Raw genomic sequence first — 12,463 nt, forward strand, 5'->3', positions numbered from 1 at the left:
CTGGCTAATGGCAAAACAAAAAAGAGGCAAATCCTTGTGGAACCTACCAACTCGCGCCCGCGGTACATGCCCGGTGTGCAAGAGTACCCGGACTAAACTGTTGTATCCCCGAACCAAATCGGACGGAACTGCCCTGAAAGTGTGCAAGCGCTGCGACGGTGCTTCGCAGGAGCGAGTGGACGCGGCTGTTTAGCCTGCTTCCCGATGAAAGACACGCCTAGCTCTCTTACAGCTGCTGGGCTGGGCAGCCTGCTCTCCAGCCCGGAATGCACAGCTTGGCCCAACACGCAGCTCGGGCATCACCCGCTGCGCCCTATAATCCCTGCCTGTCTTGCCGATCAGGGATTATTTGGAATATAATAGATTTACCTATGAGCGTGCATAGACCGTTTTCCTCGTGAAGCGGTCTATGCTTTTTTACACGGATACAGGATTTTAGGGTTATGCTCTTATTCAAGTTGGGGCTATCCAATAGAAGAACCGGTGGAGGTTGAATTGTAAGAGGGCGAAGAAGAATATCATGTCAATGGCGGTGGATGGTATGTTAGAGGAACGGTTAAAGGAGTACATAAGCCAGCATAAGCAATTGATGACCGATTTGGGCAGCGTTCGCGACTTGGGGCTGCCGCAATGCTATATTGCTGCAGGCTACATTCGAAATTATGTGTGGGACTTGCTTCATGGGTTAGAAGGGACGGACCGGCATACAGATATCGATGTTGTATACTTCGATCCGGAGGATGTTTCTGAAGAGCGGGATGCAGACTTGGAGCAACATTTAAGGATCTCGACGGGGAACCTGAAATGGTCGGTTAAGAATCAGGCCAGAATGCATGTGAAGAATGGAGATGAGCCTTATAACTCGACCCATGCAGCGTTAACCTATTGGCCGGAGACGGCTACCGCGGTCGGGGCAAGGCTGAACGCCGAGGGAGAGCTTGAGCTCTGCTGTCCTTACGGATTGGAGGATTTATTTGCGCTTCGGGTTCGCAGAAGCCCTAACTTCCATAAGCGAAGCTATTATTTGGAACGGGTAGGGAAGAAGCAATGGAAGGATCTTTGGCCACAGCTAACGATAAGCGATGATTAGACAAAGGTATCCAACCAGGAGCTGCGGTGAGCAAGGAAATGAGCTTGTCCATGTGGAATTTATAGAGTGGCCTATTAACGGCCGGAACGAGGGGCTGTTGTATGGACATATTTAACCGCTCACGTGAAAAGGAAATGTCGTATCACGAGAAACTATATGAACAAGCTGTATTATTTCAACCTGGAAGCTGGTTAGCCAAGCCCGTTCAGACGGTCCTGGATCATTTGGAATTATTGTCATTTCAAGAGATGCGGGTACTGGATCTGGCCTGTGGCGTTGGGCGTAATAGTATCCCGGTTGCGCAGCGGATCCAATCGGCGAACGGGAGGGTCACCTGCGTGGATCTGCTGCCATCGGCAGTCGACAAGCTGCGGCAGTATGCCGCATTGCATGGCGTAAGCTCAAACCTTGAGGCACTTGTGGCAGACGTGGAGCACTATGAAATTGCCGAGGATACCTATCATTACATCGTTGCATGTTCATGTCTGGAGCATATGAGCTCCGAGGAAGCCTTCGTATCCAAGATCGAACAGATGCAGGCAGGAACCGTGGAGCAGGGTATACATTGCATATTGATGAGCACAGAGGTTAAGGAAATCGATCAGGAAACGGGCTTGGAGGAGGAAGGCTTAATCGAGTTGAATCTATCCGCCGACAGGGCCTTTTCCATCCTTGATGAGCTGTATTCGGAATGGGAGATCTTAACGAGGCGGCAGGTGCAGCAGAATATTCAAGAAGTGAAGGATGGGAGAGACGTACTATTCCGAAGTCAATGGATCACCTTCACTGCAAGAAAAGGAGTGTGTTGACCCGTGGTGAAACATACGCATCTCGGCGTTTATGGAGTATTGATTCAGCATGATCATATCCTGTTGATCCAGAAAGCGAGAGGGCCGCACAAGGGGAAGTGGGATTTACCGGGCGGCTCCATTGAGTTCGGAGAAGAGCCGGAGTATACGCTGCAGCGTGAATTTATAGAGGAAACCGGGCTTTCTCCAATTAAGGGGAGCATTCGGACGGCTGTATCCTACACGATCGTATATCAGTATGAAGCGAATCAGATGGAAGAGCTGCATCACATCGGCATTATGTATGATGTCGAGCTGCTGGATCATCAGGCCGTGATCAAGACGGACGGTGACGGCCAGGACTCATTAGGAGCAAAATGGATTCCTTTGGAGTCATTGGGTTTGTTACCTTTAACACCATTTGTAGAGATGATGATGGAGCCCGAGTTAAAGGGTGAGACTCCTAAAGAAGCAGAGGTTGAGGGATGACAACTTTCTATTTTGTGAGACATGCGGAATCTCTCTTTATCGAGGGGAAGGAAAGGTCGCGGGGATTGTCTGCGGAGGGTTCGCTCGCTGCGGTTCGAGTCAAGGAATTACTCCTGGGGGAAGGGATTGACGTTATCATATCAAGCCCCTATCAGCGAGCCAAGGATACGGTCCAACCATTGGCGGACGCTTTAGGACTACCGATTGCGGAGCAAGAGGACTTGAGGGAACGGAATGTCGGAGATTTTCAGGGGCATTCATTCCTCGATGCCAAAAAGATACTGTTTCAGGATCCAGCCACTTCCTTCCCCGGAGGGGAATCCAGCAAAACCGCGCAAAGCCGAGCAGTCCAGGTGCTGGAGGAAATCCTGAATACACATATAAGCAAGCGTGTCGTGATTGGCACGCATGGCGACATTATGACACTCATGCTGCAGCATTATGATCAACGATTCGATTATCAGTTCTGGCAAGGAATGACGCTGCCGGATATATACCGAGTCGAGTTTGAAGAAGGACGGCTTGCGAATATAGCGCGGTTATGGAGCGAGCAATAATGCTGGTGTACTCTATATGATAAAAAAAGGGAGCTGCCCCATTTGAAGATTTGCTCTCATGACAAACGGTTCGTCAGATTTAATAATGTGACAAATGAAAAAATGGCTGTGCTCAGGATGTTATCCTCGCACAGCCATTTCTTGCATTTCGGTCCATAGTCGCCTCGAAAGCAGTATACATTATGTAGTCTGTAGCATACTTAAAATTTGTAAATGTTGATCGTTTTTTGCAGCCGGAAGACGGCATTATTCATCGCTTCTGCTTCCTCGGCCATCTTCTGGATCGATGAGATGCCTTCATTCATGGATGCCGACACCTGCTCCGTTCCTGCGGCGGATTGCTGTGTGATCGCCGATATATTCTGAATTGCGGAAGAAATGCTCTTCGCACTTTCCAGCATGGATTCGCTCTCCTTGGAGAAAGCAGCGATCTGCTCCGAAATATACTGCACACTGTTTACAATCTCCATGAACACCAGCTCAGCCTCACGGATCATTTCGGTTTGCTGCCTGACGACCTCTTCATTAATTTTAATGTTCTGAGTCGCATGTTTCACGTCTGATTCGATGCTCCGAACGAGATTGAATACTTCCCGTGTCGATGACGTGGATTCTTCGGCCAATTTACGCACTTCTTGGGCTACGACGGCAAAGCCCGCGCCATGCTCGCCTGCTCTTGCGGCTTCAATGGATGCGTTCAAGGATAACAAGTTGGTCTGATCGGCAAGTTCCGAGATCGTCTCCGTGATCTGCGTAATTCCCCTGGCACTCTGGGCCAGTGCATCAATGGATTCCGAGACCTTGGCCGTTGCGTCAATATTACGCTGCATTCCGGCAGACTGCTTGGCAACGGAGTCCCTTCCTTGCTCAACCAGTCCCAGCGTTTCGATCGAACGGGTATTCATTTCCTGGGTTGAATGCGTATAATTGCTGACCTTCTCTTCGATCTCACGGATGGAATGCGTCATTTCGGCTACGTCTTCCGAAATTTCGTTAGCGCCGACGGCCAGCTCATTGGAAGATAAGGAGACCTGATTCATCACTTGAATGAGCTCCTGGTTTTTAATCGAGATGTTTGAGCTTGACGTCATGACCTGGCGGGTGATATCCGAGGTTTCCTGCAATATTTTACGAAGCTTGTCCACCATGCTGTTGAACGTTCGGCTGAGATCGTTCATTCCCCCAACCTCTTCTACCTGGAAGGTGAAGTCGCCTTTAGCGATTTTGGCGGAAACGCTGGAGATTTCCGCAAAGGAATTCGTAAGCGCTTTCTCAATGAGGCGAGAAAGAGGAAACGTAAGACCGGTTAGTGCCACGACGATGACCACACCAATGATTGCTTTACCCATTAGAATAAATGCAAGCAGCATTGGAACCGCAAACAAAGCGGCAATGAGAAAACAGGCTGCGGTGATTTTCCGCGAGATAGGGAGTCTGTTGAACCATGCCATAAGAATGAGTCCTCCTCAACAACATAGGATATATTTACCATGATTATAGCATCGACGGGCAAAACTAGATAGAACGAAATGACAAAAAGTGTTGAATTAGGTCGAAAGAACTGAAATTCGAGGAGGGAGAGGGGATACGCAGCGAATATGCGAATCCCCCTTAATGCACAGATATGAAATGATTTTATTTTACAGCCCGGAATAAGGCGGAAGCGAGATAATCGGTATTGTCCAGGATCATGCGGTCATGCTTGAACAGCGTTTCCCAAAGCGCAACATCGAACAGAAGTCCTTTATCGCGCTGTTCAAATGTATCCAGATGACGTGTTTGCTCTTCCTTTAACTGCTCATTGAAGTGGTTGTACTCCAGAATCTCTTCTTGTTTAAACCCGCAAGCCAAGAGCGACTCCGCCCATTCTTCCCTCATCATGAGATTAGGGATCCCGAAGAATTCGAGCAGTTCCTGAAGCTTTGCCTCCGGCATGGGCTTATCTAGCAGCAATTCTCTGTCCAGCAGGACACCTCCATGATCCAGAACGCGGTAATATTCGGGCAGCGATTTCGAAGTATCTGTAAATACAGTAACGGACTCGGCCATGATCAGATCAAATTGGTTGTCCTCGAAAGGCAATGCGCATACATCCGCCTGATGGAACTGGACATCGATTTCCATAGCCTCGGCTCTTGCGCGGGCTTTTTTGATCATATTCTCGTTTAGGTCAATGGCGGTCACTTGATACCCCATCTCCGAAAGATGGCATGCGGTTCTGCCAGTTCCGCACCCCACCTCCAGAATGCGGCTGCCCGGTTGAATGGGATAATTCTTCAGCATTCTGAGGGTTGCCTCGAATCCTCCAGGGTGGGCACTGCCCATGCCTAATTTGGAGAGCATATGAATATAGTTCATCTCATCTATCCCTTCTTCCTTATGATCAACATGAGGGTAATCGTTTATTTACCATATGATTCAGGTACGTTTAGGGTTTTAGCTGAATTAGATATTTTGAGCCCTTTTTTTCGGGAGGATTAGAGTCGTATTGGAGGAAACGTCATGAGGATGGAACCGGTAGAGGCAGCGAAACGTGTCATTCAACACGATTATCCCGACTGTTTGCTTGCTGTGCTCGGCGGCAGTGCGAGCAGAGGCGAATATAATGAACAATCCGATTTGGACATCATGGTCATAGAACGGGACGGATATGATTTTTGCAGGAAGACGATAGAGGCACATGGGTGGATCGCGGAAATGTTTATATTGTCTTTATCCTCGTATCGCGAATATTTCGACGAGGGCGTCATGGCGGCGAATCCGTCAATGCAGAGGATGATTGCGGAAGGGACGGTGCTGCGCGCTCTGCCCGAGGGAGAAGAGGTACGGGCGGAAGCCCGAAGCGATTTGAATTACGGCCCCATGCCCTTGACGCTAACCGACATGGACCAATACCGTTATATGCTAACCGAGTACATGCTGGACTTGGAGGGTCCACGAAGGGATGGCGAAAAATGGTTTACAGTGCACAAAATAGCGGCGATTCTCTGTGAATTTGTACTTAGGGTGAACCGGGAGTGGACGGGTGAAGGGAAAACACTGTTCCGGCTGTTCAGCCGCTATGACACAATCTTGGGAGACCGATTGGAAGCAGCGCTCGCGGCGATGTATCGCCAGGATGATCCTTCAGCTCTGATGGCATTTACCGAGGAAATGCTCCGTCCGTACGGAGGGAAGCTTCTCATTGGTTATGAGGAATAATATTTCCTAACCAATATATAAAGAGAGGTACATTAGCCGTGACACTAGCACAAAGCGGGCAATACTATAATAGTGTGATTACATCACGTCATTCTTTAAATCCAGGAGGGGATCTTCATGAGCGGAGAATACGGCGGCGCATGGGGCAATTCAGTAGGAACTATCTTGGTTCTCTTTATCCTGCTCGTAATTATCTTGAGTGCTTGGGTTTAAACTGCCAAAAGATTCTTGGCAGCTAGTGACAGGAAAGCCCGGCTTTTGCCGGGCTTTTGTCTGCCTCAATGGAACTCAATTCGATGCGGCTTTGATTGATGGGCTGTGTGCGGACACAACTGCAGTCATGACCAGATGGCTGCTGTCGGATTGAATTGCATGTAAAAACGCGTCTTCAAGCGATCCAAATACCCGGGACAGGGACCCGTCCAATCGGCTGGCGTAATGAACGCTTCCGGCGAATGTCCCGGCTTCCTTCGCACGATTTACTTCACTGTAGATGACATCCATATAGTTATCGGTACCCATGGGGTAAAGAGCGAATTGGCAGGCAGTCTCGATTTTGGCATGTTCTCCGATGTCACGGTTTAAGAGGGTCGAATCCTCAGTCATATATACATCGGCGTCCGTATCACCGGGGCAACCGATGGAATAAGTACCATTAAAAACGGTGTGCACGCCACTCGCCGCGGCATGGGCGAATATCGCCCTTGTAACATCAAAGACATGCTCTGCTCGTCCACGAATACAGGTGCTCACATCATCTGTCTGAATCCACACTTTCTCCGTATCCACAGATTGTAGTGCGTCCATGATGACCTCCACAAACCGGTCCGTCATGGGAAATACCGAGAACCGGCATCCGACGATCCGGCTGGTTCCGCATACAAGCTCATTCATTGTCATTTCCTCCCCATAATATAAGTCCACGCAAAAAAACCGCACCCCATGAAGAAGGTGCAGTTATGCCTACGAAAAGAAATAAACATAAATGCTACACTTCCCCACGCTAGTATGACCTAGATCGGGTGATAAGGGTTAACGGCAGCCCGCCGTCTCTCAGCACATGGCACCCCTAGTACAGCCAACATCCTATGTAGTTGGTTATTGTAAGTTTGCCCCGGAGCCTCCGTTATCGTAGGAGTTCGAGGGTTCTTACCTGTGTAATTGTATCGTTTTGCGATCGGTTTTTCAATCTTTGCCCATTATAAAAAAGACCGCCTATCCCAGTTGCAGGAACTTAGGGAGGCGGTTTTTTCATCTATTGGATTAGTTGTATACTTTCACGCGATCTTCCAGCGGCGCGAATTCTTTTTCGCCTGGTTCAGCAACCGGCTTACCGAAAGGCATTTGAGCAATCAGCTTCCAGCTTTCCGGGATGTTCCATTCGGATTTTACTTTTTCGTCGATCAGCGGGTTGTAGTGCTGCAGGGATGCACCCAGACCTTCTGATTCAAGGGATGTCCATACTACAAATTGCAGCATGCCGTTGGATTGGTTGGACCAAACCGGGAAGTTGTCGGCATAAGCGGCAAAGTTTTGTTGCAGCCCGGCAATGACGTTGTTGTCCTCGAAGAACAATACCGTACCGTAACCAGCGCGGAATGCAGCCATTTTGTCGGCCGTGGATTTGAAGGCTTCTTCATCGCCAACGACTTCCTTCAGGATGCCTTCCGTCATGTTCCACAGTTTATCATGCTGTTCGCCAAGCAATACAACGACGCGTGCACTTTGGGAGTTGAAAGAAGAAGGGGTATACTTAACCGCTTCGTTTACGATTTCCTGAATACGCTCGTCCGAGATAACGGATTCTTTGCTAATCCCGTAATAAGAACGGCGATTTTTGAGTGCAGTTGAAAAATCTTTAGACATTGAAAAAAAACCTCCTGGTGTAATCGAATTTGCATTCGCCTGATAAGAAGATGTCCTTTACTTCAAGCAAATATGCATTTTGCTTTTTTTTGCAATCAATTTAATTATCATTCCATATTAACTTACGTTTAGTTAGAAATAATAATTATGTTAGGATATTAATATAACTTAGAGCAATTGTCAACGGCTTTTGATTAAATATAATTTTTCTTATGTATTTAATATGAATTGAATTCGTCTAGTTTTTAGAGAAGCCTCATTAAAGGGAAGTTTAACGAAAGTGTGACTCTGCCTGTGGATATTAGTTATGTCTCCTCGAAACTTCATATTATGAACAATTCATGAACAAAATATACATATATGAACCAATTAATTGATTTTCATTCTCAATTATACTTGTCGAGCCAGAATGAGGATGATATAATGCATATCAGAACGCGATTGATAATCAATCTCAATGAGAATGGTGATGAAAATTGCAAGATCCCGGGTGTTTAGAGACATACGCATAGAAGGAAGAGCCATGAAGATTAGATACTTATTTGCAGCCGTTGTGGTACTCTCCATAATTTCATTATTTATTGGAGTTAAAGATATCTCGCCACTGCAACTGTTTTCGATGACAGAACAACAACAGCATATTATGCTTGTCAGCCGGATTCCTAGGCTTGTCAGTCTCATATTGGCGGGTGTCAGCATGAGCATCTGCGGATTGATCATGCAGCAGCTCAGCCGCAATAAGTTCGTATCGCCGACCACGGCAGGTACGATGGACTCAGCTAGACTGGGGATTTTGGTAGCGATGCTCGTCTTCACGACAAGCGGACCGCTTATCAAAATGCTTGTGGCATTTGTATTCGCTCTGGCAGGAACCTTTATCTTCATGAAGATCCTGGATCGGATCAAGTTCAAGGATTCGATCTTCATCCCGCTCGTTGGACTGATGTTTGGTAATATCGTCAGTTCGATAGCCACCTTCTTTGCCTACAAATATGATCTTATTCAGAATATGTCCGCATGGCTTCAGGGTGATTTTTCCATGATCATGAAGGGCCAGTATGAAATGCTCTATATTAGTATCCCGCTTGTGATTCTGGCGTATCTGTTTGCCAACAAGTTTACGGTGGCCGGAATGGGAGAGGAGTTTGCAACCAACCTGGGCCTTCACTACCGGAGAGTTGTGAATCTGGGACTGGTCATCGTGGCGCTGGTTACGGCATCCGTGGTGCTGACCGTCGGCGTGATTCCGTTTCTTGGTCTGATCATACCTAATATTGTCAGTTTATACTTAGGAGACCATTTGAAAAAAAGCCTTTCGCATACCGCGCTGTTGGGGGCCGGGTTCGTACTGTTCTGTGACATCCTGGGCCGGATCATTATTTATCCCTATGAAATTCCGATTAGTCTAACCGTGGGCGTACTCGGAAGCGGTATATTCATTTTCTTACTGATGAGGAGAAAGGCATATGACTTATAAAGCCAAACTCGGCCTGTTGGCCGCAGCGGCAATCATCCTGGTGGCAGTCTTTCTGTTCATTGATCTTGGCGGCAATTGGGATTACGCGCTTCCAAGAAGAATCAAGAAGGTGCTGGCCATTATTCTGACCGGCGGAGCGATTGCTCTGTCTACCACGGTGTTTCAAACGGTCACGAATAACCGGATACTGACGCCAAGCGTTATGGGATTAGATTCCTTATATATACTAATCCAGACCACCGTCATCTTTGTCTTCGGATCCTTTACGCTGTACAAACTGGGCAGCAACGTTAACTTTTTGATCAACGTCGGCGGGATGATCCTGTTTGCCGGAGTCTTATATAAGATTCTGTTCAAAAGGGAAGGGAACAACATTTACTTCCTGCTGCTGATCGGCATGATCTTCGGAACCCTGTTCTCCAGCATGTCTTCCTTTATGGAAGTGCTGATTGACCCGAACGAGTTCCAGTTTGTAGCCGACAAAATGTTTGCCAGCTTTAACAATGTGAAGACCGAGCTTCTGGTCCTTTCCGTCATTGTCGTAGCGCTGACCTTGCTGTATTTTGCCCGATTTGCCAAGTACCTGAACGTGTTGGCACTAGGTCGTGAGCAGGCGATCAACCTCGGCGTGAATTATGATTATGTTGTGAAGCGGCTTCTGATTGTGGTTGCCGTTCTGATCTCGGTGGCTACCGCTTTGGTAGGTCCGATTACATTCCTCGGGCTTCTGGTGGTCAATGTTGCGTACGAAGTGATGAAGACATATAGGCATTCATATTTAATTGCAGCATCCATACTGATTAGCGTTATTGCACTGGTCGGCGGTCAATTGGTTGTAGAGCGGGTGTTCACGTTCTCTACAACGCTCAGCGTCATTATCAATTTCATTGGCGGTGTCTACTTCATATACCTGCTACTAAAGGAGAGTAAAGCATGATCCAGGTTACGAACGTATCGAAAGTCTATGGCGGCAAAAAAGTCGTTGATAACGTGTCGGTTACGATCCCGAAAGGTCAAATCACTTCCTTTATCGGCCCGAACGGCGCCGGCAAGAGTACGTTGCTGTCTATGATTAGCAGATTAACAGGCAAGGACAGCGGACAAATTACGGTGGACGGTAAAGAGGTTAGCCAATGGAAGAGCGGCGATCTGGCGAAGAAGGTTTCGATCCTGAAACAATCGAACCATATCAGCCTCCGTCTGACGGTGCGGGAGCTTGTATCCTTCGGTCGTTTTCCTTACTCACAGGGCAGATTGAACGCGGAAGACGAGAAATACGTGGATGAGGCTATCTCTTATATGGAGCTTGGGGATATGCAGCATAAATATCTTCATCAGCTCAGCGGCGGTCAGACCCAGCGTGCTTACATAGCGATGGTCATCGCCCAGAATACAGAGTATATCCTGCTGGATGAGCCACTGAACAATCTGGACATGAAACACTCCGTACAGATTATGAAGATTCTCAGAAAGCTTGTCGCTGATCTGAACAAGACGATTGTCATCGTTATTCATGACATCAACTTCGCTTCGTTCTATTCGGATTACATCGTCGCATTGAAGGATGGAGCCATTGAAAGCGAAGGGAAGACCGAGAATATCATTCAGAGCAATGTGCTTCGCGGAATCTATGACATGGATATTGAGATCGAAGAGATTAATGACAACCGGGTGTGCGTATACTACGGCTAAGCGACATGATATTAGAGAGTAGAGGATAAGGATTCTGGAAGATAACAGCACGGAATCCTTATCAAATACAAGGACAGGGCTGCCTTGGATATAGGACGGCATGGTTTAATCTGTTCAAATTGAATTACATATTCAACTATAAATTCAAAAATATGTTGAATTATAGAAGCTTTTAATTATAAAAAATGGGGTGTAACAATGAAAAAATGGTTGGCTTTATTTATGGTAGCAATGTTCACGCTTGTACTCGCGGCTTGTGGTCAAGACGATAAAACAAGCGGCACGGGTGGCGGAGATGCAACTGGAGATACACCGGCTGCAACCGAAGAAATCACGATTACCCATCAACTGGGTGAAACACCTGTCAAGAAGAATCCTTCCCGCGTCGTTGTTTTCGATTTTGGTATTCTGGACTCTGTCGATAAATTGGGTATTGAGGTTTTGGGCGTTCCACAAGCCAATATCCCGGCCTACCTGTCCAAATTCGAAGACAAGAAATACGAGAATGTGGGCAGCCTGAAAGAGCCTGACTTTGAGAAAATCAACAGCATTAACCCGGATCTGATCATCATTTCCGGCAGACAGCAAGATGCGTATGAGGAACTTAGCAAAATTGCTCCAACCATCTTCCTGGGTGTTGATACAAGCAAATACATGGAATCCTTTAAAGCAAACATGAACACGCTGGGTCAAATCTTCGGTAAAGAAGCAGAAGTTGAAAAAGAGCTTGCTACGATCGATGAGAACATCAAAGCTTTGAATGAGAAAGCTACAGCAACCGGCAAGAAGGCATTGATCATCCTGGCTAACGAAGGCAAAATCAGTGCATACGGACCAGGTTCCCGTTTCGGCATTCTGCATGACGTGTTCGGTTTCGGAGCCGTAGATCCTAACATCGAAGTCAGCACACATGGTAAAGACATTTCGAATGAGTACATCGTTGAGATGAACCCGGATTATCTCTTTGTTGTTGACCGTGGCGCAGCGGTTGCCACCGGTGAAGGGGATTCAGGCGCTAAAGCGGTGGTTGAGAATGAACTTGTGAAAACAACGAATGCGGCGAAAGAGGGTAACATCGTTTACTTGAACCCGGATTTCTGGTATCTTTCCGGTGGCGGCCTGACGTCCGTATCCGAAATGATCACGGAAGTAGATGCAGCTATTAAATAAGTTTAGCGTAATCGTTATGAATATAGGAAACACTGGAGCCTCCACATGAAGCTCCGGTGTTTTATTTTTTTGCATTAGGGTAAGTGGGTATCGGATAATAAGAAGGAAAGATCGTGACCTGAGCAGATGATGA

15 protein-coding genes and 1 riboswitch are annotated in these 12,463 nt (G+C 47.3%); of the genes, 11 read left to right on the forward strand and 4 right to left on the reverse strand.

All coding sequences use genetic code 11. From position 1 onward, the window contains the following. The first annotated feature begins 7 nt into the window (after positions 1-7). The 5 genes from PLA01S_RS23510 (at position 8) to PLA01S_RS23530 (ending at position 2,924) form a co-directional block, all read left to right on the forward strand. Entirely contained in the window at positions 8-193 is a 186-nt protein-coding gene (locus PLA01S_RS23510) for a hypothetical protein (RefSeq protein WP_074961828.1), read from the forward strand. Between the two features lie 348 nt (positions 194-541). After that, positions 542-1,090: a nucleotidyltransferase family protein gene (locus tag PLA01S_RS23515; RefSeq protein ID WP_127594331.1), complete on the forward strand. Its 549-nt coding sequence runs from the start codon at positions 542-544 to the stop codon at positions 1,088-1,090. A gap of 101 nt (positions 1,091-1,191) precedes the next feature. Then, positions 1,192-1,899 carry a class I SAM-dependent methyltransferase gene (locus PLA01S_RS23520; protein WP_127594261.1) on the forward strand — a complete coding sequence of 236 codons (708 nt, stop codon included), beginning with the start codon at positions 1,192-1,194 and terminating at the stop codon, positions 1,897-1,899. A 3-nt stretch (positions 1,900-1,902) separates the two neighbouring features. Next, on the forward strand, positions 1,903-2,367 hold the full coding sequence (locus PLA01S_RS23525) for an NUDIX hydrolase (protein WP_127594262.1): 465 nt from the start codon (positions 1,903-1,905) through the stop codon (positions 2,365-2,367). Continuing rightward, complete coding sequence (locus PLA01S_RS23530) at positions 2,364-2,924, forward strand: histidine phosphatase family protein (protein ID WP_127594263.1); 561 nt, start codon at positions 2,364-2,366, stop codon at positions 2,922-2,924. The genes PLA01S_RS23525 and PLA01S_RS23530 overlap by 4 nt, the downstream gene beginning before the upstream one ends. Positions 2,925-3,124: 200 nt before the next feature. On the opposite strand, the gene PLA01S_RS23535 is transcribed toward PLA01S_RS23530, so the two are convergent. Together PLA01S_RS23535 and PLA01S_RS23540 are read right to left on the reverse strand one after the other, a co-directional pair. Then, positions 3,125-4,375, reverse strand: coding sequence for a methyl-accepting chemotaxis protein (locus PLA01S_RS23535; RefSeq protein ID WP_127594264.1), 1,251 nt, complete (start codon positions 4,373-4,375; stop codon positions 3,125-3,127). A 184-nt stretch (positions 4,376-4,559) separates the two neighbouring features. Continuing rightward, positions 4,560-5,282, reverse strand: coding sequence for a class I SAM-dependent methyltransferase (locus PLA01S_RS23540; RefSeq protein ID WP_127594265.1), 723 nt, complete (start codon positions 5,280-5,282; stop codon positions 4,560-4,562). A gap of 144 nt (positions 5,283-5,426) precedes the next feature. On the opposite strand from PLA01S_RS23540, the gene PLA01S_RS23545 reads away from it, so the two are divergent. Together PLA01S_RS23545 and PLA01S_RS23550 are read left to right on the forward strand one after the other, a co-directional pair. Further along, positions 5,427-6,125 carry a nucleotidyltransferase domain-containing protein gene (locus PLA01S_RS23545; protein WP_127594266.1) on the forward strand — a complete coding sequence of 233 codons (699 nt, stop codon included), beginning with the start codon at positions 5,427-5,429 and terminating at the stop codon, positions 6,123-6,125. 117 nt (positions 6,126-6,242) lie between these two features. Next, complete coding sequence (locus PLA01S_RS23550; protein ID WP_100538228.1) at positions 6,243-6,338, forward strand: sporulation protein YjcZ; 96 nt, start codon at positions 6,243-6,245, stop codon at positions 6,336-6,338. A 75-nt stretch (positions 6,339-6,413) separates the two neighbouring features. Here the strand turns inward: PLA01S_RS23550 and PLA01S_RS23555 are convergent, their stop codons facing one another. Continuing rightward, positions 6,414-7,019, reverse strand: coding sequence for a YkoF family thiamine/hydroxymethylpyrimidine-binding protein (locus PLA01S_RS23555; RefSeq protein ID WP_127594267.1), 606 nt, complete (start codon positions 7,017-7,019; stop codon positions 6,414-6,416). Between the two features lie 84 nt (positions 7,020-7,103). Next, a riboswitch (TPP riboswitch) is annotated at positions 7,104-7,206 on the reverse strand. Positions 7,207-7,388: 182 nt separating this feature from the next. Beyond that, positions 7,389-7,991: a nitroreductase family protein gene (locus tag PLA01S_RS23560; protein WP_127594268.1), complete on the reverse strand. Its 603-nt coding sequence runs from the start codon at positions 7,989-7,991 to the stop codon at positions 7,389-7,391. 523 nt (positions 7,992-8,514) lie between these two features. Between PLA01S_RS23560 and PLA01S_RS23565 the strand changes: the two genes are divergently transcribed. The 4 genes from PLA01S_RS23565 (at position 8,515) to PLA01S_RS23580 (ending at position 12,330) form a co-directional block, all read left to right on the forward strand. Beyond that, the gene (locus tag PLA01S_RS23565; RefSeq protein ID WP_127594269.1) at positions 8,515-9,468 is read left to right on the forward strand and encodes an ABC transporter permease; all 954 of its coding nucleotides are present in this window, start codon (positions 8,515-8,517) and stop codon (positions 9,466-9,468) included. Next, entirely contained in the window at positions 9,458-10,405 is a 948-nt protein-coding gene (locus tag PLA01S_RS23570; RefSeq protein WP_127594270.1) for an iron chelate uptake ABC transporter family permease subunit, read from the forward strand. Before PLA01S_RS23565 ends, PLA01S_RS23570 begins: the two co-directional genes overlap by 11 nt. After that, entirely contained in the window at positions 10,402-11,160 is a 759-nt protein-coding gene (locus PLA01S_RS23575; protein WP_076325073.1) for an iron ABC transporter ATP-binding protein, read from the forward strand. The genes PLA01S_RS23570 and PLA01S_RS23575 overlap by 4 nt, the downstream gene beginning before the upstream one ends. Positions 11,161-11,358: 198 nt before the next feature. Beyond that, positions 11,359-12,330, forward strand: coding sequence for a siderophore ABC transporter substrate-binding protein (locus PLA01S_RS23580; RefSeq protein ID WP_127594271.1), 972 nt, complete (start codon positions 11,359-11,361; stop codon positions 12,328-12,330). Positions 12,331-12,463 lie beyond the last annotated feature (133 nt).

This window comes from Paenibacillus lautus NBRC 15380, from assembly GCF_004000945.1.
GTDB classification, from domain to species: domain Bacteria; phylum Bacillota; class Bacilli; order Paenibacillales; family Paenibacillaceae; genus Paenibacillus_AQ; species Paenibacillus_AQ lautus.

Coding starts and splice junctions, on each gene's coding strand:
- PLA01S_RS23510 (WP_074961828.1), top strand. CDS start 8: ATGGCAAAACAAAAAAGAGGCAAATCCTTGTGGAACCTACCAACTCGC.
- PLA01S_RS23515 (WP_127594331.1), top strand. CDS start 542: ATGTTAGAGGAACGGTTAAAGGAGTACATAAGCCAGCATAAGCAATTG.
- PLA01S_RS23520 (WP_127594261.1), top strand. CDS start 1,192: ATGGACATATTTAACCGCTCACGTGAAAAGGAAATGTCGTATCACGAG.
- PLA01S_RS23530 (WP_127594263.1), top strand. CDS start 2,364: ATGACAACTTTCTATTTTGTGAGACATGCGGAATCTCTCTTTATCGAG.
- PLA01S_RS23535 (WP_127594264.1), bottom strand. CDS start 4,375: ATGGCATGGTTCAACAGACTCCCTATCTCGCGGAAAATCACCGCAGCC.
- PLA01S_RS23540 (WP_127594265.1), bottom strand. CDS start 5,282: ATGAACTATATTCATATGCTCTCCAAATTAGGCATGGGCAGTGCCCAC.
- PLA01S_RS23545 (WP_127594266.1), top strand. CDS start 5,427: ATGAGGATGGAACCGGTAGAGGCAGCGAAACGTGTCATTCAACACGAT.
- PLA01S_RS23550 (WP_100538228.1), top strand. CDS start 6,243: ATGAGCGGAGAATACGGCGGCGCATGGGGCAATTCAGTAGGAACTATC.
- PLA01S_RS23555 (WP_127594267.1), bottom strand. CDS start 7,019: ATGAATGAGCTTGTATGCGGAACCAGCCGGATCGTCGGATGCCGGTTC.
- PLA01S_RS23560 (WP_127594268.1), bottom strand. CDS start 7,991: ATGTCTAAAGATTTTTCAACTGCACTCAAAAATCGCCGTTCTTATTAC.
- PLA01S_RS23565 (WP_127594269.1), top strand. CDS start 8,515: ATGAAGATTAGATACTTATTTGCAGCCGTTGTGGTACTCTCCATAATT.
- PLA01S_RS23570 (WP_127594270.1), top strand. CDS start 9,458: ATGACTTATAAAGCCAAACTCGGCCTGTTGGCCGCAGCGGCAATCATC.
- PLA01S_RS23575 (WP_076325073.1), top strand. CDS start 10,402: ATGATCCAGGTTACGAACGTATCGAAAGTCTATGGCGGCAAAAAAGTC.
- PLA01S_RS23580 (WP_127594271.1), top strand. CDS start 11,359: ATGAAAAAATGGTTGGCTTTATTTATGGTAGCAATGTTCACGCTTGTA.